Annotated in this window: 19 protein-coding genes and 1 other annotated feature; of the genes, 18 read left to right on the forward strand and 1 reads right to left on the reverse strand. The window is 30.7% G+C overall.

Annotation, left to right across the window (positions count from 1 at the left end):
• Positions 1-2 precede the first annotated feature (2 nt).
• The 17 genes from infC to ACI48Q_RS04665 all read left to right on the forward strand — a co-directional run bounded on the left by infC (position 3) and on the right by ACI48Q_RS04665 (position 19822).
• Positions 3-530: a translation initiation factor IF-3 gene (gene infC / locus ACI48Q_RS04585; protein ID WP_474917863.1), complete on the forward strand. Its 528-nt coding sequence runs from the start codon at positions 3-5 to the stop codon at positions 528-530.
• A gap of 19 nt (positions 531-549) precedes the next feature.
• On the forward strand, positions 550-747 hold the full coding sequence (gene rpmI / locus ACI48Q_RS04590) for a 50S ribosomal protein L35 (protein WP_474917864.1): 198 nt from the start codon (positions 550-552) through the stop codon (positions 745-747).
• Positions 748-776: 29 nt separating this feature from the next.
• Complete coding sequence (rplT, locus tag ACI48Q_RS04595) at positions 777-1133, forward strand: 50S ribosomal protein L20 (protein ID WP_474917865.1); 357 nt, start codon at positions 777-779, stop codon at positions 1131-1133.
• A 170-nt stretch (positions 1134-1303) separates the two neighbouring features.
• Positions 1304-2671, forward strand: a complete 1368-nt coding sequence (locus tag ACI48Q_RS04600) for a TrkH family potassium uptake protein (RefSeq protein WP_474917866.1) — start codon at positions 1304-1306, stop codon at positions 2669-2671.
• 10 nt (positions 2672-2681) lie between these two features.
• Positions 2682-3341 carry a potassium channel family protein gene (locus ACI48Q_RS04605; protein ID WP_474917867.1) on the forward strand — a complete coding sequence of 220 codons (660 nt, stop codon included), beginning with the start codon at positions 2682-2684 and terminating at the stop codon, positions 3339-3341.
• Positions 3342-3353: 12 nt separating this feature from the next.
• Positions 3354-4130 (forward strand): TrmH family RNA methyltransferase, encoded by a 777-nt coding sequence (locus tag ACI48Q_RS04610; RefSeq protein ID WP_474917868.1) that lies wholly within the window; start codon positions 3354-3356, stop codon positions 4128-4130.
• A 62-nt stretch (positions 4131-4192) separates the two neighbouring features.
• Positions 4193-4420: a binding site (T-box leader), on the forward strand.
• Positions 4421-4510: 90 nt separating this feature from the next.
• Positions 4511-5530: a phenylalanine--tRNA ligase subunit alpha gene (pheS, locus tag ACI48Q_RS04615; protein WP_474917869.1), complete on the forward strand. Its 1020-nt coding sequence runs from the start codon at positions 4511-4513 to the stop codon at positions 5528-5530.
• A 27-nt stretch (positions 5531-5557) separates the two neighbouring features.
• Complete coding sequence (gene pheT / locus ACI48Q_RS04620; RefSeq protein ID WP_474917870.1) at positions 5558-7936, forward strand: phenylalanine--tRNA ligase subunit beta; 2379 nt, start codon at positions 5558-5560, stop codon at positions 7934-7936.
• A 159-nt stretch (positions 7937-8095) separates the two neighbouring features.
• On the forward strand, positions 8096-8797 hold the full coding sequence (locus tag ACI48Q_RS04625) for a cell division protein ZapA (RefSeq protein ID WP_474917871.1): 702 nt from the start codon (positions 8096-8098) through the stop codon (positions 8795-8797).
• An 81-nt stretch (positions 8798-8878) separates the two neighbouring features.
• Positions 8879-11245, forward strand: coding sequence for a U32 family peptidase (locus tag ACI48Q_RS04630; protein WP_474917872.1), 2367 nt, complete (start codon positions 8879-8881; stop codon positions 11243-11245).
• A 16-nt stretch (positions 11246-11261) separates the two neighbouring features.
• Complete coding sequence (locus ACI48Q_RS04635; protein ID WP_474917873.1) at positions 11262-13628, forward strand: endonuclease MutS2; 2367 nt, start codon at positions 11262-11264, stop codon at positions 13626-13628.
• Between the two features lie 77 nt (positions 13629-13705).
• On the forward strand, positions 13706-14188 hold the full coding sequence (locus tag ACI48Q_RS04640) for a 2-thiouracil desulfurase family protein (RefSeq protein ID WP_474917874.1): 483 nt from the start codon (positions 13706-13708) through the stop codon (positions 14186-14188).
• Between the two features lie 115 nt (positions 14189-14303).
• Entirely contained in the window at positions 14304-15323 is a 1020-nt protein-coding gene (locus tag ACI48Q_RS04645; RefSeq protein ID WP_474917875.1) for an alpha-hydroxy-acid oxidizing protein, read from the forward strand.
• Between the two features lie 205 nt (positions 15324-15528).
• On the forward strand, positions 15529-16425 hold the full coding sequence (locus ACI48Q_RS04650) for a phosphate butyryltransferase (protein ID WP_474917876.1): 897 nt from the start codon (positions 15529-15531) through the stop codon (positions 16423-16425).
• 31 nt (positions 16426-16456) lie between these two features.
• Positions 16457-18223: an indolepyruvate ferredoxin oxidoreductase subunit alpha gene (gene iorA, locus ACI48Q_RS04655; protein WP_474917877.1), complete on the forward strand. Its 1767-nt coding sequence runs from the start codon at positions 16457-16459 to the stop codon at positions 18221-18223.
• 1 nt (position 18224) lies between these two features.
• Entirely contained in the window at positions 18225-18800 is a 576-nt protein-coding gene (locus tag ACI48Q_RS04660) for an indolepyruvate oxidoreductase subunit beta (RefSeq protein ID WP_474917878.1), read from the forward strand.
• 173 nt (positions 18801-18973) lie between these two features.
• Entirely contained in the window at positions 18974-19822 is an 849-nt protein-coding gene (locus ACI48Q_RS04665; protein ID WP_474917879.1) for a hypothetical protein, read from the forward strand.
• Positions 19823-19868: 46 nt separating this feature from the next.
• Here ACI48Q_RS04665 and ACI48Q_RS04670 read toward each other — a convergent pair whose 3' ends face one another.
• Positions 19869-21359, reverse strand: a complete 1491-nt coding sequence (locus ACI48Q_RS04670; RefSeq protein ID WP_474917880.1) for an aminotransferase class I/II-fold pyridoxal phosphate-dependent enzyme — start codon at positions 21357-21359, stop codon at positions 19869-19871.
• A gap of 388 nt (positions 21360-21747) precedes the next feature.
• On the opposite strand from ACI48Q_RS04670, the gene ACI48Q_RS04675 reads away from it, so the two are divergent.
• The gene (locus ACI48Q_RS04675) at positions 21748-22806 is read left to right on the forward strand and encodes a tetratricopeptide repeat protein (RefSeq protein WP_474917881.1); all 1059 of its coding nucleotides are present in this window, start codon (positions 21748-21750) and stop codon (positions 22804-22806) included.
• Positions 22807-23060 lie beyond the last annotated feature (254 nt).

The following is a 23060-nucleotide window of genomic DNA, read 5'->3' on the forward strand; positions in this document are numbered from 1 at the left end:
AGGTGAAAGTTATTAGCAAAAATAAAGACTTCATGATGAATGAAGATATAAGGGACAAAGAAATAAGAGTTATAAGCTCAACTGGAGAACAGTTAGGTGTTATGGACACAAGAGATGCATTAAAAATGGCTGAAGAAAGCGAATTAGATTTAGTAGCTATATCTCCTAATGCAAAGCCAATGGTTTGTAAGATAATGGATTTTGGAAAGTATATCTATGAACAGCAAAAAAAAGATAAAGAAGCTAAGAAAAAGCAAAAAGTTATAAGTATTAAAGAGATAAGATTGAGTGCTACTATTGAAGAACATGATATAACTATTAAAGCAAATAATGCTAAGAAGTTTTTAGAAGAAGGCGACAAAGTAAAAGTTACTGTGAGATTTAGAGGAAGAGAAATCGAAAACTCAAAAGTAGGACATAAGATATTAAATCTTTTTGTTTCAAAGCTTGGAGATGTCTATACGATAGAAAAGCCAGCTAAACAAGAAGGTAGAAATATGATATTGATATTAGCTCCTAAAAGAGCATAACCGAGAGGAGGACTTTATTATGCCAAAAATGAAAACACATAGAGGTGCAGCTAAGAGATTTAAAAAGACAGGAACAGGTAAGTTAAAAAGAGCTAAGGCTTTCAAACGCCATATCTTAACAAAGAAAAGCGCTAAAACTAAGAGAAATCTTAGAAAAACTGGATATGTTTCAGCTTCACAAGAAAAAGTAATGAAGAAATTATTACCGTATTTATAATAGAAAATTGAACTAGGAGGTAAATAGAGATGGCAAGAGTAAAGAGAGCTAATAACGCTCATAGAAAACATAAAAAAGTATTAAAGCTTGCAAAAGGATACTATGGTGGAAAAAGCAAGTTATTTAGAACTGCAAATGAATCAGTAATTAGAGCATTAAGAAATGCTTATGTGGGTAGAAAATTAAAGAAAAGAGATTTCAGAAGACTTTGGATAGCTAGAATAAATGCTGCTACAAGAATGAATGATCTTTCTTATTCAAGATTCATGAATGGTTTAAAACTTGCAGGTATAGATATAAATAGAAAAATGCTTTCTGAAATAGCAATCAACGATCCAAAAGCATTTGCTGAATTAGTAGAAGTTGCTAAGAAACATTTAGCTTAATATATAATAATTTAATTATTTTACATAAGAATGTAGCCGAAGGCTACATTTTTATATTATTATAATAAATTTTAGACATTAGCTAAATACTAGTATATGATATGAAAGTATTATAAATACATATTAATTTGTTATGAATTAAGTAATTTTATGAATTAGAGGTGTTTCTAATGCAATTAAATAAGAAGGTTTTTTTAAAACATATGCATTTTACTCCTGTACAAATTATAGCTATAGGATTTGCTGTAATTATTTTTTTAGGAGGATTTATTTTAACATTACCAATTTCTTCAGCCAATGGTGAAAGGACACCGTTTATAGATGGAGTTTTTACAGCTACTTCTGCAGTATGTGTAACTGGATTGATAACAGTTGATACCGGAACACATTGGAGTTATTTTGGAAAAACAGTAATAATAATGCTTATACAAATAGGTGGATTAGGATTTATGTCCTTTGCAGCACTGATATCTTTATTGATTGGTAAGAGAATTACATTAAAAGAAAGATTGATTATGCAGGAATCTTTAAACTTAAGCTCTTTACAAGGAATTGTAAAATTAGTTAGATACATATTAGCATTTACATTTTCTATAGAAATACTAGGAGCATTGATTCTTTCAACTCAATTCATACCGGAATTTGGGATAGCAAAAGGGATATATTATAGCCTATTCCATGCCATATCAGCATTTTGTAATGCTGGATTTGATTTAATGGGTAATTTTAATAGTTTAGTGAACTATAGCGATAATGCGGTAATAATAGTAACTATAGCAATGTTGATAATAATTGGTGGATTAGGTTTTTATGTATGGGATGAGATTTATAATTATAGAAAGAATAAGAAATTATCACTTCATGCTAAGCTTGTTATATCAATGACCTTAATATTAATAGTAGTGGGATCAATATTATTTTATATATTTGAATTTTCGAATTCTGAGACTATGGGACCAATGAGTGTAAAGGGGAAAATATTATCTTCTTTTTTCACATCAGTATCGCCAAGGACAGCTGGATTTAACTCAATAAATCTAGGATCTATGACTATGGCTTCAGTACTTTTAATGATAATATTGATGTTTATAGGTGGCTCACCAGGATCTACAGCTGGGGGAATTAAAACTTCAACTTTAGGAGTCTTGCTAATGACAGTTGTATCCGTTATAAGAGGAAGAGAGGACACTGAATTATTTAAAAAGCGAATAAATAAAGAACTTGTTTATAAGGCTTTTGCTGTAGTTGTAGTTGCTTTAAGTTTAGTTTTCCTTGTTACCATAGTATTATCTATAACAGAAAGGGCTTCAGGATCACCTTTTGAATATTATTTATTTGAAGCTGCTTCAGCTTTTGGTACAGTGGGATCTACCTTGGGTCTTACTACAAAACTTACTACTATTGGTAAAATAATAGTGGCTTTAACTATGTATGCAGGAAGAATTGGACCACTTACATTAGTTTTGGCAATTGCTATAAGAAAAAGAAAAAAAGGAAATGCAATTAAGTATCCTGAGGATAAAATTTTAGTGGGGTAAGGTGTGTATTATGAGTAAAAAACAATTTATAGTTATAGGATTAGGAAGATTTGGAAGTTCTGTAGCAGAAACTTTATATGCATTGGGAAATGATGTACTTGCAGTAGATAGAGACGAGGAAGTCGTTCAAAATATATCAGAAAATGTAACCCACGCTGTTCAAGTTGACGCTAACGATGAAAATAGTTTAAGAGCACTAGGAGTAGGAAACTTCGATGTAGCTATAATAAGTATTGGGTCAGATATTCAAGGTAGTATTTTAGCTACCCTTTTAGTTAAAGAAATGGGTGTGAAACATATTATAACTAAAGCTAATAATGTATTACATGCAAAAGTACTATATAAGATAGGAGCTAATAGAGTTATATTTCCAGAGAGAGATATGGGAATAAGAGTAGCTCACAATCTATGTTCATCAAGTATTTTAGATTATATTGAGCTTTCACCTGACTTTAGTATTGCAGAAATTGCTACTCCTAGAGAGTGGGAAGGGAAGACTTTAAGGGATCTTGATTTAAGGGTTCAATATGGAATTAACGTGGTAGCTATAAAAAGAGATAGTGAGATAAATGTTTCACCTTCACCAGATGAAGTTATTCAAGACAATGATGTAATTATTGCTATTGGTGGGACTAATGAGCTAAATAACATAGAAGGTCTTGTTAGGTAAGGAGAGTTTAAATTGATATTCATCACAAGTAGGGATAATGTACACATAAAACATGTAAAAAGGTTAAAAGAAAAGAAATTTAGAGCTGAAAGTTTACAATTTATTGTGGAAGGTTTTAGATTTGTTGAAGAAGCATTAACTTCATCTTTTATAGTGGAAGAAGTGTTTGTAAAAGAAAGTTCTTTAGAAAAATTTAATGATAAATTGAATAAATATATTGAAAATATGAAGATATTTGTGGTGAGTGATAATGTTTTTAAAGCTATCTCATCTACTGAAAATTCACAAGGAATATTAGCCTTAGTAAACATGAAAGTAAGTAATCCTGAAGTTAATAAGGGAGTATATATACTTGTAGATCAAGTTCAGGATCCAGGAAATTTAGGAACTATAATTAGGACTGCTCAAGGAGCAGGATGTGTTGGAGTAATTTTAACTAAGGGAACTGTTGATGTATATAATGAAAAAACCTTAAGATCTACTATGGGATCTATCTTTAAAATTCCTATAATAGAGGATGTAAATTTGTCTTTTACAAAGACCCTATTATCAAAGGAATATAAAATAGTAAGTAGTTCATTAGATACAGATGACAATTTTTATGATGTAGACCTTAAAGGAAACATCATAATTGCAGTGGGAAATGAAGGCAATGGAATTAGTGATGAGATATATGAGCTAAGTAGTTATAAAGTAAAAATTCCGATGCCTGGGAATTCGGAATCCTTAAATGTATCTATAGCAGCAGCTATAATGATATATGAAAGCTTAAGACAAAAAAATATATAAAATATGAAATGAGTATTGAATTTATAGAATAATATATGTATAATGTTTCTAATACAGTATATATGTATACTATGATAGAGAGAGTAGGTATAAGTAAAACTTGCATAAAGGGAAAGAAAACCATAGACTGAAAGTTTTCTTGTAAGAGCAATACTGAAGTTCACTCTGGAGTACTGATTGTGAAAATATTTAGTAGCAATTGGCGGCTATGGTCGATAAAAAGGCTTAAGTGGAATCTTATTATAATTAAGGTTCAATTAGGGTGGTACCGCGGATAATCCGTCCCTTTTTAGGGGCGGCTTTTTTACGCTCAAAATTAGGTTTTATATATTTAAGTCTAGTAAATGATTTTAAATAAAAATATGAAGGGAGCTTAAGTTATGAGAGAACAATTAGAACAAATTAAAGTAGAGGCTTTAAAGCAGTTAAGTGAAATAACTGAGAAAAATGATTTGGAAAACTTAAGAGTAAAGTATTTAGGAAAAAAGGGAGAATTAACTTTAATATTAAGAGGAATGGGAAAGTTATCCTCTGAGGAAAGACCGGTAATTGGTAAAATTGCCAACGAGGTAAGAGAAGAAATTGAAAATGCAATAGTGGAAAAAAGCGATGCAATAAGTAGCGTAGAGAAACAAAAAAGATTACAAAGTGAAGTAATAGATATATCTATGCCTGGAAACAAGCAAATGGTTGGGAAAATGCATCCATTATATTTAACCTTAGAAAAAATTAATGATATATTTTTATCTATGGGATTTTCAATAGAAGAAGGTCCAGAAGTAGAGTATGATTACTATAACTTTGAGGCGTTAAATATACCTAAGGATCATCCAGCTAGAGGAGAACAGGACACATTTTATATAAATGATAATATAGTTTTAAGGACACAAACTTCTCCTATACAAGTAAGAACTATGGAAAAACAAAAACCACCTATAAAAATGATAGCTCCAGGTAAGGTTTATCGCTCAGATGCAGTAGATGCCACTCACTCACCTATTTTCTATCAAATAGAAGGGCTAGTAATAGACAAAGGAATTACTTTTGGAGATTTAAAGGGAACTCTAGAAATGTTTATTCAAAAAATGTTTGGAGAAGAAATGGAAGTTAAATTTAGACCTCACCACTTCCCATTTACAGAGCCTTCAGCAGAGATGGATGCTACTTGTTTTGTATGTAAGGGAGAAGGGTGTAAAATTTGTAAAGGTAGTGGATGGATTGAAATAGTAGGATGTGGTATGGTGCATCCAGAGGTTTTAAGAAAATGTGGAATAGATCCAGAAGAATATAGTGGATTTGCTTTTGGATTTGGATTAGATAGAATAGTAATGTTGAAGTATGGTATAGATGATATAAGATTATTATATGAAAGTGATATGAGATTTTTAAATCAATTTTAATAGGTAATTAGGTAAGGAGGAATATAGATGAAATTTCCAGTTAAATGGTTAAAAGATTATGTGGATATAAATGTTTCACATAAAGAGTTAGCAGATGCACTGACTCTTTCAGGATCTAAGGTAGAAGAGTTAATAGTTAAAGGTGATGAAATTACTAATGTAGTCACAGGAAGAATAATAAAGATAGAACCTCATCCAGATGCAGAGAAGTTAGTTATATGTCAAGTAGATATAAATGCTGAAGATCTTATTCAGATTGTAACAGCTGCTACAAATATGAAGGAACAAGATATAATTCCAGTAGCTCTTCATGGATCAACTCTTCACGGAGGATTAAAAATCAAAAAAGGAAAATTAAGAGGTGCAGTATCTAATGGTATGTTCTGCTCAGAAGAGGAATTAGGAATTGCCGGAGATGAGCCAGTACATGGATTAATGATCCTTTCACCAGACACACCTATTGGTGTAGATATAAAAAGAGTTGTAGATATGGAAAGTGCTATAATAGATTTTGAAATTACTTCTAATAGAGCTGATTGTTTTAGCATTATAGGAATGTCAAGAGAGATTGCTGCAACCTTAGGAACAACATATAGAATGCCTAGGTTAGAATATAGAACTACTTGCAGCGAAAATATAGAAAATAGTTATAAAGTAGAAATTAAAGATGGACTTTGTAGAAGATATTTAGTTAAAGGAATAAAAAACATTAAAATAGCTCCATCACCACAATGGATGCAAGATAGATTATTAGAAGCAGATGTAAGACCTATAAACAATATAGTAGATATAACTAATTTTGTAATGTTAGAGACAGGTCAACCAATGCATGCTTTTGATGCTAGAGATATTAAATCAAATACTATAGTAGTTGAAAGAGCCTTGGATGGAGAAAAGTTTACTACTCTAGATGAAGTAGAGAGAAGTCTTGATGGTTCTATGTTATGTATTAAAGATGGAGAAACTACTATAGGAATTGCTGGGGTTATGGGTGGATTGAATTCTGAGGTTAAAGATGATACTTCTATGATAATATTAGAGATAGCTAATTTTAATGGAGTAAATATCAGAAACACTTCTAAAAAGTTAGGCCTTAGAACTGAAGCTTCAGGAAAATTTGAGAAGGATTTAGATCCTAACCTAGTAGATTTAGCTATGGCGAGAACTTGTGCCTTGATAGAAGAACTAAATTGTGGGGAAATTATGGCAGGAGTTATAGATGTTTATGAAGAGCCAAGAACATCTCATACCCTTGAAGTAAATAGCAAATGGATAAATAGATTTTTAGGTAGTAATATATCTAAAGAAGATATGAAAAAATACTTAGATAATCTTGATTTAAAAACAATTATTAATGGAGAAAACTTAATAGTAGAGTGTCCTACTTTTAGAAGTGATTTAAATATAAAAGAAGATATTGCAGAAGAAGTGGCAAGAATACATGGATATAATAATTTTATATCGACCATACCAAGTTGTGATGCAGTTAAAGTTGGTAAATCAGAAAAGCAAAAACTTGAAGATGTGGTTATAAGAGCTTTAATAGGCAGTGGAATAAATCAATCCATAAGTTATTCATTTGTAAGTAATAAGATTTTTGATAAACTATTAATTCCACAAGATAGTAGCTTAAGAAATATAATAGAGATAAAAAACCCTCTTGGAGAAGACTATAAGGTTATGAGAACTACAACATTAGCTTCTATGATGGAGTGTTTAGGCAGAAATTATGCTAAAAGTAATGAAGTTGCTATGTTATTTGAAATGGGAAGAGTATATATAAAAAATGAAGATGATACAAAACTTCCGGAAGAAAGAAATATCTTAACTATTGGAATGTATGGTGCAGGAGATTATCTAGAACTTAAAGGTGTTGTAGAAAATGTATTGGAGAATCTAGGAATTCAAGGGACATCTTTTAAAAGAGAGAGTGAAAATTCAAGTTTCCACCCTGGAAAAACAGCAGCTTTATATTTAAGGAATCAATATACAGGAGTGTTAGGAGAGATTCATCCAGATGTAGCAGAAAATTACGGAATCGATGTAAGATGTTTTATTGCTGAACTTAATTTAGATTTTTTAATGGAATGTGCTAAAGTTGATAGAAGATATAAGCATCTTCCTAAATTTCCTGCAGTAACTAGAGATATTGCCATACTTGTAGATGATAGTATACTTGTACAGGAAATAGAAGATACTATTAAGAAGCAAGGTGCAGGTATATTAGAAAGTGTTAAATTATTTGATATATATAATGGATCACAAATACCAGAAGGTAAGAAAAGTGTAGCTTATTCAATTGTGTATAGACATTTAGATAAAACTTTGACAGATAATGAGGTTAGTAAGGTACATGATAAAATTTTAAGAAGCTTAGAACATAAGTTAGGTGCAGAATTAAGATAAAAAAATAATACTATTAAAGTACCTCTAAGGTTAATCCATAAAAAAGAGATGCCTTAGAGGTGTTTACATAGATTTTCCATGTAATTCACAATAAGGTGTTCAACAAAGATAGATTTTATGCTAAAATATAGATAAGTTTATATTTAAGAGGGTGTTTGTGTGAACATTGTAACGGTTAAGATAAATGGGATGGAGTATAATATTCGTGGAGAAGAGAATGATGCATACCTTCATATGGTAGCTAGTTTTGTAGATAAAAAAATAAGTAATTTATTAGAAAGTAATTCTAGAATAGGCAGAGCAGATGCAACTATCCTTGCAGCATTAAATTTAGGAGATGAGGTATTTAAAAAGAAGGAGCTTTATGAAAGAGCTAATGAAAACCTAAAACAGACTTTAGAAGATCAAAGGGATTTAATGTCAGAGATAGGAACTATGAAAAATACAATAGAAGAGCTAATGAAAGAGAATGAAGAATTAAAGGCAAAACTAATTAATGTGGAAAGCAAAGAAATAATTGAAAAGGTAAAAGAGGATTTAGGAGATTCAAGAGAGCAAATTAAAATCATGGATGAAATGATTACAGAATTAAAAGATCAGGTTAAGGCATCAAGAATAGCTATAGATAATTATGAAGAATGTGAAGCAGCATTAAAAAGAAAAGTTCAAGTTTTAAAAGAAGAAAAGATTAAACAAGTATCTCTAAATAAAAAATTATTATCTAATAATAATGACTGGAGATATAAGGACATAGAAAAGGCTAGAAAAATTGAGAACCTTACCAAAGAGTTAGAAAAGAAAAATTGTGAATTAATGAGAGTTAATAATAAAAATAATGTCCTAAAGAAAGTTAAAGTATAGTAATATATGAATGTATATTACTATATTTTTTTATAATAAAACTGTATAATTAATTCTAGAGTAATAGGAGATGATAAAGTAATGGATAAAATAGAATTATTAGCACCAGGTGGTAGTAAGGAAAGTGTTTATGCTGCAGTACAAGCGGGGTGTGATGCAATATACATGGGAGGAAGTAAATTTTCAGCAAGGGCCTATGCAAGCAATTTTTCTGAGGAAGAATTGGAAAATATAGTAAATTATTGTCATTTGTATAATGTGAAGGTCTATATTGCTTGTAATACTTTAATTAAAGAAGAAGAATTAGATGAAGCTATAGAATATTGTGAGTTTTTATATAACATTGGAGTAGATGCTATTCTAATTCAAGATATGGGACTATTTTCATATATAAATAAATTACTTCCAGACTTTGAACTACACGCGTCAACTCAAATGACTGTACATAATGGAGAAGGGGCTTTATTTTTAAGAGATTTAGGATTTAAAAGAATTGTTCTTTCTAGGGAAATGAATTTAAAAGAAATTAAATATATATCTACAGATTTAGGTGTAGAAACTGAAGTATTCGTTCATGGTGCACTTTGTATAAGTTATTCGGGACAATGCCTTATGAGTAGTATTATAGGAGGAAGAAGTGGAAATCGAGGTAGATGCGCTCAGCCATGTAGACTTCCTTACAAGCTAATTAGTAAAAATACTAAAGAGAGTAAAGAAGGATATTTATTAAGCCCTAAGGATATGTGTACCATAGGAGATGTAAAGGAACTAATAGATAGCAATACGTCTTCCTTAAAGATTGAAGGAAGGATGAAAAAGCCAGAGTATGTTAGTGGAGTAGTTGGAAGTTATAGAGAAGCTATTGATAGTGTATATGAAGGGAAAGTATTTAAAGAAAATGAAAAGAGGGAAATACTTCACCAATTATTTAACAGAGAAGGCTTCTCTAAGGCATATCTCTATAAAAATGAAGGTAAAGATATGATGGCTTATAATTTCCCTAAAAATACAGGAGTATTGTTAGGAAAGGTAAACAAGGATTTTACTATAAAGTTATTAAAAAATATAAGAATTCAAGATGGAGTAAGAACTCATAAGGACGGATTTATAGTTACATCCATCTTAAAGGGGAATGAAAAAGTTGAGAGTGGGAATAGTGGAGAAGTGATTAAGCTTCTTCCAACTAATAAATATAAGCCTGGAGATTATATTTATGTAATGTCCGACAATACACTATTAGATAAATTAAAAGAAGGATATAAGAATATATACGGCAAAAAAATACCTCTAGATATTAAAGTGAAGTTTGCTGTTGGAAGCAAGCTTTATATATCTACTAATTATGAGGGAAAGTTTTTTCAAGCCTATGGAGAAGTAGTTGAAATTTCAACTAATAGACCTTTGGAAAAAGAAAATTTAATAAAGAATTTAAGCAAGTTAGGTGACACTCCATTCATTCTAAATAAAATAGAGTTTATAGAATTCGAAGAAGGATTTATTAGAGTATCATCAATAAATACATTAAGAAGAGAGCTTATAGATAATATAATAAGTCATATTAATAATAAACATAAAAAAATAGTAAAAAATGAAAGTGGAGAACATATGAAATTAGCAACAAGAGATACTAATTTCAATGAAGAATTACTTATATGCGTAAATAATAATAGTCAGTTGAAAGGTATTTTAAACTTTATAAGTGATAGAAATATAGATAATATAGCTATTGCAGTAGACTTGTTTACTAAGAACTGTGATATTAAGATTAAAGATATTAAGTATAATAAGCTTTATGTAAAAATTCCCAATATTATTAAAGGTGAATTTTCCAAGATATGTGATATTACAGAAGAAAACCTTGTAAACATACAAGGAATAGTTACTGCAAATTTAGGGATTGTAAATAAGTTTAAAGAAAAAACTAAAATTTTAGGTGACTATAAGCTAAATATTTTTAATCATGAAAGTTATAATTTCTATAGTAATTTCATGGACATTTCTGCCTTAAGCGTAGAACTAAACAATAGGGAATTGTATGAATTAGGTAAAAAGGCTTATAATAGTACTCAGGTTATGATATATGGTAAGTATGAACTTATGGTAAGTGAATATTGCGTTATTGGAAGTACCTTTGGAGGCCAGAGCTCAAATACAATCTGCAATGGTATTTGTACTACAGATAATTTTATTTTAAAGGATAGAATGAATGAGGAGTTTATAGTAATTACAGATAAGTTTTGTAGAAGCCATATATATAATAATGTTCCTGTAAATTTAATGCCACATATGAAGGATTTAAAAAACAAAGGAATAAAAAATTATAGAATGGATTTTATAGATGAAAGCTATGAAGAGGTAAAAGAAATTTTACAAGCTTTCATTAATGGTGAGCCATTGAATAATTCTAAAGTTTATACCAAGGGTCATTATAAAAGAGGAGTAGAATAGAAAGCAGGTGAATAGTATGAATGAAAAGACTCTTAAGGTGCTAGAATATCATAAAATAAAGGATATGTTAAAAAAATATACGGCTACAAAAGCTGGGAGAGATATAATTGATGAACTTACACCTTATACAAACATTTATGAAATTAAGGAACATTTAGATGAAACTAAAGAAGCCTTAGACCTACTTATGAGAAAGGGAGCGCCACCATTTGAGGGAATTTATGATGTAAGAGATGCACTTTTTAGAGCGGAAAAGCAGTCTATATTAGGTACTACAGAACTATTGAGAATAGGTAATATGCTTAAAAGTGGAAGAAATTTTAAGGAGTATGTTAAGGTTGGTGAAGAAGATCAAGGATATAGGGTATTAAATGATATTATAGAAGGAATTGTACCTTTTAAATATATAGAGGATGAAATTTTTAATGCTATTATAGGTGAAGATGAAATATCTGATAGAGCAAGTGATACTTTATATAATATTAGAAAAAGCTTAAAAGATAAGACATCTTCAATAAAAGACAGGGTAATGGCGCTAGTAAGATCCAATTCTAAATATTTACAAGAAAATTTATATACTATAAGAGCTGATAGATATGTTATACCAGTTAAATCTGAATATAAAGAGCAGGTTAAAGGACTTATTCATGATCAAAGTTCATCAGGAGCGACCTTATTCATAGAGCCTATGAGTTTAGTAGATCTTAATAATGAAATAAAAGAGCTTATGATTAAGGAAAAGGCAGAAATAGAAAGAATCTTAAGAGAACTTACAAAGAAAATATCAAAGAATATTGATGTGATAAAAAATAATGGAGATATTATTTGGGAACTTGACTTTATATTTGCAAAGGCTAAATATGGTAATGAGTTTAACTGTAGTTGTCCAGAGATAAATGATACGGGAATAATTGATCTTATAGAAGCTAGACATCCACTTATAGATCCAAAAGTAGTAGTGCCAAGCAATATATACCTAGGGAGAGAATTCACGTCTTTAGTCATTACAGGACCTAATACAGGAGGTAAAACTGTAACCCTTAAAACTGTTGGATTAATAGAACTTATGGGTATGAGTGGACTACTAATTCCAGCTAGAGAGGGTTCTATTATAAGCTTTTTCCATAAATTATTTGCAGATATTGGAGATGAACAGAGTATAGAGCAAAGTTTATCTACATTTTCTTCACATATGACTAATATAGTAAATATCATAAATGAAGCTGATGAAAATACATTGGCATTATTTGATGAACTTGGCTCAGGAACAGATCCTACAGAGGGAGCTGCCCTTGCTATGAGTATATTAGATAATCTAAAGAGCAGAGAAGTGAAAATTATGGCCACAACTCACTATAGTGAATTAAAAGGATATGCACTTAAAACCATGGGAGTAGAGAATGGTTCTGTGGAGTTTAATGTGGAAACCTTAAGGCCAACTTATAAAGTACTTATAGGTGTGCCAGGTAAATCAAATGCCTTTGAGATTTCAAGAAGATTAGGACTTCCAGAATACATTATAGGTGACGCTAAGGAGAATATATCTACAGATTCACTAAAATTTGAAGAACTTATTCAAAGTCTTCAACAAAAGAGTATAAAGGCAGAAAATGATGCAAGAGAAGCAGAGAATTTAAAATTAGAAGCTAAAAAGCTAAAGGATAAATTTGAAGAAAAGTTATATAAACTAGAGAAAAGTAGAGAAAATGCACTTTATGAAGCTCAAAGAGAAGCTAAGACTTTAATAAAATCCGCTAAAGAGGAAGCAGATTCTATAGTTAAGAATATCAGAGATTTAGAAAGACAAGGGTATGATTCAGGTACTAGAAATAAAATAGAAGAACAGAGAAAAAAGATAAAGGATTCATTAGATAATCTTCAAGATAAAATAAATAAAAAAGAAGAATATACAGGAGAAGAATTGGTTAAAGTTAATGAGGGCGACGAGGTTTATCTTCCATCATTAAATCAAAATGTAATAATTCTTTCTAAACCTGACAATAAAGGTGAAGTGCAAGTGCAAGCAGGTATTATGAAAATATCTGTAAAACTTAGAGATTTAAGAGTTAAGAAAGTTAGCGAAGAAGATAAGAAAAGAGCCAAAATCCAAAAAAGAGAAGCAAAGCTTAATTTAAAGGCTGTAGCTACTTCAGTAGATTTAAGAGGTATGGATTCTCAGGAAGCGCTTTATACTACTGATAAATATTTAGATGAGGCTTATTTGGCAGGATTAAATGAAGTGACTATTATCCATGGTAAAGGAACAGGAGTACTAAAAAATTCTATTACAGACTTACTGAAGCATCATTCTCATGTAAAAGGCTTTAGATTAGGAAATTATGGAGAAGGTGGTACAGGAGTTACCGTGGCTCAACTTAAATAGTACTACCAGTATAAAGAATTACTGAAGTTTAAATTTATGATTATTAAAAAGTAATATAAATAAAAGGGGGTGGTTAGGTGATATTAGTAAGTGGATGCCTTTGTGGTATAAACTGTAAATATAATGGAGAAAGTAATTTAAATGAAAAAGTTTTAGAACTTTTAAAACAAGGAAAAGCTATTCCAGTATGTCCAGAACAACTTGGAGGTCAAGCAACTCCTAGAGTTGCACATGAGATAATTAAAGGGGATGGAGCTAAAGTTCTAGATGGGAGCTGTAGAGTTCAAGGAACAGATCCAGAAGATGATGTAACGGAAGAGTTTATAAAGGGGGCTTATGAAACTCTAAATGTAGCTAAAGCCGTAGGGGCAAATAGTGCCATTTTAAAAGCTAGAAGCCCTTCCTGTGGAAAAGGGATGATTTATGATGGAACCTTTTCAGGAAAGAAAATACAAGGGAACGGAGTAACTACTGAGTTACTTTTAAGAAATGGTATAAAGGTTTATACAGAAGAAGAGATAGATATATTTTTAGAAGATAGTGGATTAATTGAGCAGTAGAAATCTTATAAGTACTTTATAATAAAGTGAATATAAAATAAATTTGCAGATAAGGTTACTGGTATAAAGGGAAGTAAACTTTTATAGTAGAGTATGTAAATCTGGGGGGAAAATAATGAATTTTAAAGAGATAAAAAAAATTGCTAAGGAAAATTTAAATAATAGTTGTAGAGTATGTAATAGCTGCAATGGAGTAGTTTGTGCTGGCGAAGTTCCAGGTATGGGTGGCAAAGCTACAGGAAATGCTTTTAAAGAAAACTTCAGAGCTCTTGAAAAATATAAATTAAATATGAGAGTTATACATGATGCAAAGAATCCAGATACTTCTGTGGAGTTATTTGGTAAAAAACTGGATATACCCGTATTTGCTGCACCTGTTACAGGAACTACATTAAATATGGGAGGGAAATTTACTGAAGAAGAGTATATTTCTTGGGTAATAGGTGGAAGTTTAGATAGTGGTATTTATCCAATGGTAGGAGACACGGCAGTAGATTCTTTTTTAATAACTAATTTAAAGGTATTAAAGGAATTTAACGGAGAAGGTATAGTTTTTATAAAGCCTTGGGAAAATAAAAATGTAATAGAAAAAATTAAGTTGGCAGAAGAAACTGGAGCTTTTGCAGTGGGTGTAGATATAGATGCCTGTGGGTTAATAACTCTAGCTCTTCATGGAAAGCCTGTTATGCCTAAAAATGTTCAAGATATAAAGGAATTAGTGCAAAGCACAAAGCTTCCTTTTATTCTTAAAGGAATAATGACAGTAGATGAGGCATTATTAGCTGTAGAAGCAGGAGTTGATGCCATAGTAGTTTCTAATCATGGAGGTAGAGTTCTAGATGAAACTCCAGGAGTTGCTGATGTATTAGAAGATATAGCTAAGGCAGTGAAGGGTAAGGTTACAATACTAGCCGATGGAGGAGTTAGAACAGGGGTGGATGTTCTTAAAATGTTAGCGCTAGGAGCGGATGGAATACTTATTGGAAGACCTTTCGTTACGGCATCCTTTGGAGGACAAAGAGAAGGTGTTAAAGCTTATATAGAGGAGTTAAAGGGAGAGCTTAAATCAGCTATGGTTTTAACTGGATGTAAAGATATAAAAAGTGTAGATAAGAGAATAATATTTAATAAATAAATATTATTTTAGACAATAGTTAAGTTAATAGCATTTATTAAGGAAGATACTTTAAATTTAAGGTGTCTTCCTTTAATTTATATACTTTTAATCATAATTGAATCTGCTTTAGCAGTTGAAATTGACACACCGAAGGGAAAATTCTATACTTTAATTAGAATATATAAAATTTTCAGTAAATAGATTTTTATCAAGAGGTGAAAATATGATTAAAAATTTGCAAGGAGTAATTTCTCTAGCAAAAGAGAAAAAGAAAAAAACTATAGCGGTGGCAGCTGCACAGGATAAAGTAGTATTAGAAGCTGTGGTAGAAGCTGTGAATATGGGAATAGTTAATGCAATACTAGTAGGGAACGAAGCAGAAATAATCAGTATTGCTAGTGAAAGTGGCGTAAGCTTAAATAACGTGAAAATAGTTAATGAAAGCAATATACATAAGTCTGCAGAAAAGGCTGTAGATTTAGTGAAAAAAGGAGAAGCTAATTATTTAATGAAGGGGCTATTGCCAACCTCTGATTTATTAAAGGCTGTACTTAATAAGGAAGCTAATTTAAGGACAGATAGCTTGTTATCACATGTCATGGTATATGAAGTTCCAAACTATCATAAGTTATTATTTCTAACAGATGGCGGTATGGTACCATATCCTGAACTTAAGGATAAAATAGGAATTATAAATAATGCAGTTAAGGTAGCTCATGCATTAGATATAGAAAAACCTAAGGTAGCTCCAATATGTGCAGTAGAAGTAGTAAATCCATCAATGCAAGCTACCTTAGATGCAGCTGCATTATCCTCAATGAATAAAAGGGGACAAATTAAAGGTTGTGTAATAGATGGACCATTAGGGTTAGATAATGCTATTTCTTTAGACGCTGCTAAACATAAGGGGATAGTTAGTGATGTAGCTGGTGATACAGATATACTATTAGTGCCTAATATTGAATCAGGAAATTTCTTAGGAAAATCACTAACATATTTTGGAGCAGCTGAGAGTGCAGGGGTTATAGTGGGGGCAAAATGCCCTGTAGTTTTAGTATCAAGGGCTGATAGTGCAAAATCAAAGTTATACTCTATAGCACTTGGGAGCATATTAGGATAAAAATAAAATAGGAATAAATGGGGGGACTGAAATGAAGAAATTTATTATGAGTGGTAATGAAGCCATTGCTAGAGGAGCATATGAAGCAGGATGCCATGTGGCTTCAGCTTATCCAGGAACACCTAGTACAGAGATATTAGAAAATTTTGCAACATATGAAGGGGTTTATGCTGAGTGGGCACCCAATGAAAAGGTAGGATTTGAAGTAGCATCTGGGGCCTCTATTGGTGGAGCTAGAGCGCTAACAACTATGAAGCACGTTGGATTAAATGTGGCAGCAGATCCATTGTTTACAATGGCATATGAAGGAGTAAATGGTGGTTTTGTAGTTGTAACAGCAGATGATCCAGGTATGCACTCTTCTCAAAATGAGCAAGACAATAGATTCTATGCACCACATGCTAAAGTAGCGATGGTAGAGCCATCTAATTCACAAGAGTGTCTAGATTATATAAAAGAAGCTTATGAGATTAGCGAAAAATATGATACTTTAGTACTATTTAGAGTTACTACAAGAATATCACACTCTAAAACAGTAGTGGAAATTGGAGAAAAAGCTGAAGTAGCAGTTAAACCATATGAAAAGAATGTAAAAAAATATATAATGACTCCAAATAATTCAAAAATTAAACATTATGAGGTTGAAGAGAGATTAGAAAAGCTAAGACAGTATTCAAATAGTACTCATTTAAATAGAGTAGAGATGGGCAATACTCAGATTGGTATTATTACTAATGGTATCTCTTATGAGTATTGTAGAGAAGTGTTTGGTGATAACGCATCTTATTTAAAAATAGGATTCTCTTATCCACTACCAGATGAAATGATAAAGGATTTTGCATCAAAGGTAGATAAGCTATATATAGTAGAAGAAAATGATCCATATCTTGAAAAAGAAGTAAAAGCTATGGGAATACCTTGCATAGGTAAAGAAATAATTCCAATTTGTGAAGAGTTAAATCCAGATATTATTAGAAAAGCAATTCTAGGAGAAGAAACTAAAATTAATTACACTGTAGATGAAAAAGCGCCATCAAGACCACCTGTATTATGTCCAGGGTGTCCTCATAGAGGAATATTCTATGCAGTTTCAAAGTATAAAGATGTAATATCTTCAGGAGATATAGGATGCTATACATTAGGTATGAATGCACCACTTAGTGTTACTGACACAGTAATATGTATGGGAGCATCTATATCAGCAGGGCTTGGAATGGAAAGAGCTAGCATGATGGCAGAAAGAAGCGATAAAAAAGTATTTTCGTTTATAGGAGATTCAACTTTTTTCCACTCAGGTATTACTGGATTAATAAATAGTGTATACAATCAAACACCTATAGTATCAGTTATTTTAGATAATAGAATTACAGGAATGACAGGACATCAAGAAAATCCGGGCACAGGAAAAACTCTTCAGAACAGAGAAGCTCCAATGGTTGATATTGAGCAATTAGTATTAGCTTGCGGCATTAAGAAAGAAAACATAAGAGTAGTTGATCCATATAATATAAAACAAACTTCAGAGGCTGTAAAAGAAGCTCATGATAGCAAAGAACCATTTGTTATTATAACGAAGCAACCTTGTGCACTAATTAAGGAAGTATTAAAGAAAAGAGCAAACTTAAAATGTCAAGTTAACCAAGATAAGTGTAAAAAATGTAAAATGTGCTTGAAGACAGGATGTCCAGCATTAAAATTCCAAAATGGGGTAGTAGAAATTGATGAAACTATGTGCAATGGTTGTGAAATTTGTAAGCAAGTTTGCCCATTTAGCGCTATAGAAAAGGTTGGTGAATAATATGAAGGAAGTAAAAAGTATATTATTTATTGGTGTAGGTGGACAAGGAACTATTCTTGCCTCTAAAATATTGTCAGAGGGACTTTTAAGACATGGATATGATGTAAAGATGTCAGAAGTTCATGGGATGGCTCAAAGAGGAGGAAGTGTAACTACACAAGTTAGATTTGGAGAAAAAGTACACTCACCACTTATAGAAAAGGGAAAGGCAGATGTAGTTGTAGCTTTTGAGAAAAGTGAAGCGCTAAGGGCACTTCCTTACTTAAAGCAAGGTGGACATCTAGTAGTTAATGACTATGAGATTCATCCAGTACCAGTATTAATAGGACAAGAAAAATATCCAAGTGGTGTAAATGAATTATTAAAATCAACTGTAGAAAATACTGTAATTGTAGATGCAGCAAAAATATCAAAGGATTTAGGAAATATTAAAGCTCAAAACGTAGTATTATTAGGAGCTCTTTTAAAAGCACTATCTCTTGATGAAATTAATTGGGAAGAAGTAGTGACATCTTTAGTTCCAGAAAAAGCGGTGGAATTAAATAAAAAAGCATTAAAATCAGGAATGAGCTGTTAAAATATGTAATTACCCCAGGGGTGCATCCATTTAATGGATGCACCCCTGGGGTGTTCATATATTGTTAACTATAAATAATATATGAAATTTGATGAATATTTGTACATTAGTTACGTTTCTATTATAATATATATAAAACTATAGCTTTTTTATTATAAGATGGAGGAGAATATATGGAGTTATATAGGGCACTAAAAGATGAAGAGAAAAATATATTAAAGATATATACAAAGGCTTTTGAAGGAGTCACAATATCAGAACCAGTATTATTAGGGAGTAATACATATAGAGAAGTAGTATTTACAAAAAAACTATTCCCTAAATTTAGGGAACATGGTAAATGCTATTTATATTTAGATTCATCAAATAATATAGTTACTAATGAAAATACCCTATTAAGATTAGGAAAGTTATTTTTCTTTATGGATGCCTTTTTAAGTAACGATAAAGGGAGTATAGTAAGTGCATTTTTAAAGGATGGAGACAAAAGAAAAAATGAGAATGATTTAAAATCTATGTTAGAGGGATTAGAACATATACGAAAAAAGGGAAAGAAATATGATATAACTTCAAATGATGTAGACCATGTAAAGAGCATTTTAATAAAATTAAGTGAATTGAGAGAAGTTACTAATGAAAAGTTAGAAGTATTTTTAAAAACTGTAGAAGAAGTAAAAGGTAAACACCAATATTTTAATGAAAGCTTTATTGAAGAGTGTATGCCAATCTATAAAGAGATGATGGTTTGCAACTATAACAAAGTCCAGTTAATTAATAGAGGACTTAGGCATTATAATAGCTTCAAAAAAGCTGCAGCAGGTATTAGAAGAGGGTATGCCCTAGTATTTATAACTAAACATAACGAGCCATTAATGAAGGTAAATTATATGATGAGTTATTTTGAAAATCTATTGAAGGCTTATGGTAGCATCGCTACTATGTCACAAAACGAATATATAAAGAATATAGCTAATGCTGGTAAGACTAATGCTGAATATAAGATGTTAGCTTTAAGAAAATAAATGTAAACAGAAAATCCCACCTAAACTTTAGGTGGGATTTATTATGCTATTCAACATTTATATATACAGCATCCTCTTCTTTTACAACATTTATATATTCTACTTCAGGATCTTCAGTACCTTGAACATACAATCCTGTATCCTTTAAGCGTTGGACATAATCTATAATTTCACGAGTGATTTTTTCACCTGGACAAAGTATAGGTATTCCAGGTGGATATGCCATTAAGAATTCACCACTAATCATACCAACACTCTCTTTTATTCTTACTGCAGTTTTGACACTATTAAAGGCTTCATTAGGAATTTGAATTTGCTCTGGAATCTCAGGTATATCTATAAAATCAGCTTTAGTGGTTCCTTTTCCATAGTACTCATCACTAATTTCTCTTAGAGCTTCCAATAGTCGTTCCATACCTTCTTCTGTATCACCAAATGAACCAACGATTAACACATTGTATAAATCAGAGAGTTCCATTTGAATATGATATTTGTTGGACAATATCATATCTAAATCATAACCAGTTATTCCAAGATCACGACAGGTGATAGTAATCTTAGTAGGATCAAAGGCATAAGCACCAGATCTACCAAGGATTTCTTCACCAAAGCAGTAAAAGCCAGGTATTTTATTTACCTCGTCTCTAACGTAATTTGAAAGAAGTATAGTTTTATCTAAAAGTTCTTCACCCTCTAAAGCTATTTGTCTTCTAGCAGTATCTAGAGATGCCATTAGTATATAAGAAGGAGAAGTAGTATGCATTAAATTAAGCACCTGTTTCACTCTAGGTATATTAACATGCTTAGAGCGAACCTGAAGTAATGAAGCCTGTGTTAAAGCTCCAATTATTTTATGTGTACTTTGAGCGCAGATATCTGCACCTGCTTCCATAGCTGATATTGGAAGTTTGTTGTTAAATTTTAGATGTGGACCATGAGCTTCATCTACTATTAAAGGTATATCATAATCATGAACAATATCTGCAATCTGCTTAATGTCCGTTGATACACCGTAATAGGTTGGATTTATAATTAACACTGCTTTTGCGTCAGGATGAGCCTCTAATGTAGTTCTAACAGTTTCAGGTGTAACACCGTGGGCAACCCCTATTTTCTTATCAAGCTCTGGTTGCATATATACAGGAATAGCACCAGCAAGAATAATTCCTCCAGTAATAGATTTATGTACATTCCTTGGAATGATAATCTTATCTCCGGCACCAACAACAGAAAGAATCATAGCTTGTATAGCACCGGATGTGCCATGAACACAGAAGAAACATGCATCTGATCCATAAGCATCTGCAGCTAATTCTTGAGACTTCTTTATTGGACCTGTTGGATGATGATAACTATCCACAAGCTTAAAAACTGTTACATCGATTTTAAATGGATTTTCACCCATAAAAGTCTTAAATTCATCATCTACCCCTACTCCTTTCTTATGTCCTGGAACATGAAAAGGTAAAGTGTTTCTATTTACGTATTCCATTAAAGCGTCAAATAATGGTGTTTCATTTTGATTTAGCTTATACAATTCAATACCCTCTTTCTATATTCTTTCTATTGGTGTATTATTTGGCGTATTATAAAGTATATTTTATATTCATTACATACTTATTATATAGCAATTTAAAACAAATTAATTATAAAATAATATATTTAGGATTGCAATAAATTTTTACTTATGATTATAATAATATCTGGATTAAAGCAAATTTAATAATAATATTAGAGTTAAATATATATTAAATTGAATAATTGTAAATAATAAGGATAAATATAATTTTAAATTATACCTTTATTTTAACTAATATGAAGTTAATTTAATATAAAGTATGTTAATATATATTGTATTATTTATAAATATTAATATATTTTTTAAAATGTAGTTTATAATAAAAAATGGAAGGTGTTATGAAGTTATGGAAAGTTATTTTTTAGAGAAATTAAATAAGATGCTTTTTCTTGAAATAAAAGAGGGAAGTGTCTTAAATGGATATAGATTTAAAGAGAGCATATATATGCCTGTTAAATCTGATGACATAGTAAATAAGGCTAAAGAAGGAGACAATTTGAAAAATATACCTATTCATATGTTTGTAGAGGGTATGGCATATGTATTAGGAGCAGATAAGAAATTTAAATTTAATGATACATATAAAGAGGTAATAGGATATATACCTAATAGTTGTAAATTTATCAAGAGTAAAATATTTGAGAGTATAAAAAGTGAAAAATATGAAGAAGCGTATGTGCTTTTAAGAGGGCTTATGGAACTAGAGTTTACTGTGGAGGTTTTAGATAAAGCATTACTTTTAATAGATGGAATTAGAAAAAACAATAAAATCCTTGAGGAGGAAGAGAGAAGAATTATAGAATTATCAAAGAAGTTAAATGAATACGCAACTCCATATTACTATGAAGCAATATTAAAAAATGAGAATAAGCAGTTTAGTGAAGCGTTGTTTGCTATTAATCAATATATTTCTTTAGGTGGAGAAGTTACTAAGGAAATAAGTGAATTTAAGTCTGCATTAACTACCATAGAAGAATATGATAGAGGTAAAGAATTAATATATGATGAACCTAAAGAGGCTTTGGAGATTTTATTGCCCTTAATTGAAGTATTAGGTGACAGTGCAGAATTGTATTATTATATAGCAATTGCATATAGAGTACTAGAAAATTATGAAAAAGGAATTTATTATTTAAATGAAGCCTTGACTATAGATAGTAGTTATGCAGATGTATTTAATGAAATGGGAATTAACTATGCTTGTTTAAATGATTTTCAAAATGCTATAAAATATTTTAGAAAGGTATTTGAAGTTACAAAATCAGTAGAGGTTTGTACAAACATAGTAATGTGTTACTTAAATAGTGGTGATATGAAAGGTGCACAAGCACATTTAGAGATAGCTGAGAAACTTAATCCTAAGGATGATATTGTGTTAGAACTAAAAAAAATGTTGAAAGTATAACAAATTTGATTTATTCTAATAATATTGTTAAATTAGTTGTATAATATACTTATATAATTTATAGCTATAATTTTTGTAGCTATATTAGGAAAAATAGGAAAAATACGAAGTTATTTAATTTAATTGTCTTAAATAGACTAAATAGTGACATTTTAGAAATATGTTTTAAGTTTTTTTATGGTACTATATTATAGCTGAGGAGTTAATAAGATAATTAGTCAACAATAACCTATTACCTTTGTTTAGGAAGTGTT

This window comes from Clostridium sp. LXY-7, assembly GCF_056172015.1.

Coding starts and splice junctions, on each gene's coding strand:
- rpmI (WP_474917864.1), top strand. CDS start 550: ATGCCAAAAATGAAAACACATAGAGGTGCAGCTAAGAGATTTAAAAAG.
- rplT (WP_474917865.1), top strand. CDS start 777: ATGGCAAGAGTAAAGAGAGCTAATAACGCTCATAGAAAACATAAAAAA.
- ACI48Q_RS04600 (WP_474917866.1), top strand. CDS start 1,304: ATGCAATTAAATAAGAAGGTTTTTTTAAAACATATGCATTTTACTCCT.
- ACI48Q_RS04605 (WP_474917867.1), top strand. CDS start 2,682: ATGAGTAAAAAACAATTTATAGTTATAGGATTAGGAAGATTTGGAAGT.
- pheS (WP_474917869.1), top strand. CDS start 4,511: ATGAGAGAACAATTAGAACAAATTAAAGTAGAGGCTTTAAAGCAGTTA.
- pheT (WP_474917870.1), top strand. CDS start 5,558: ATGAAATTTCCAGTTAAATGGTTAAAAGATTATGTGGATATAAATGTT.
- ACI48Q_RS04630 (WP_474917872.1), top strand. CDS start 8,879: ATGGATAAAATAGAATTATTAGCACCAGGTGGTAGTAAGGAAAGTGTT.
- ACI48Q_RS04635 (WP_474917873.1), top strand. CDS start 11,262: ATGAATGAAAAGACTCTTAAGGTGCTAGAATATCATAAAATAAAGGAT.
- ACI48Q_RS04645 (WP_474917875.1), top strand. CDS start 14,304: ATGAATTTTAAAGAGATAAAAAAAATTGCTAAGGAAAATTTAAATAAT.
- ACI48Q_RS04650 (WP_474917876.1), top strand. CDS start 15,529: ATGATTAAAAATTTGCAAGGAGTAATTTCTCTAGCAAAAGAGAAAAAG.
- iorA (WP_474917877.1), top strand. CDS start 16,457: ATGAAGAAATTTATTATGAGTGGTAATGAAGCCATTGCTAGAGGAGCA.
- ACI48Q_RS04660 (WP_474917878.1), top strand. CDS start 18,225: ATGAAGGAAGTAAAAAGTATATTATTTATTGGTGTAGGTGGACAAGGA.
- ACI48Q_RS04665 (WP_474917879.1), top strand. CDS start 18,974: ATGGAGTTATATAGGGCACTAAAAGATGAAGAGAAAAATATATTAAAG.
- ACI48Q_RS04675 (WP_474917881.1), top strand. CDS start 21,748: ATGGAAAGTTATTTTTTAGAGAAATTAAATAAGATGCTTTTTCTTGAA.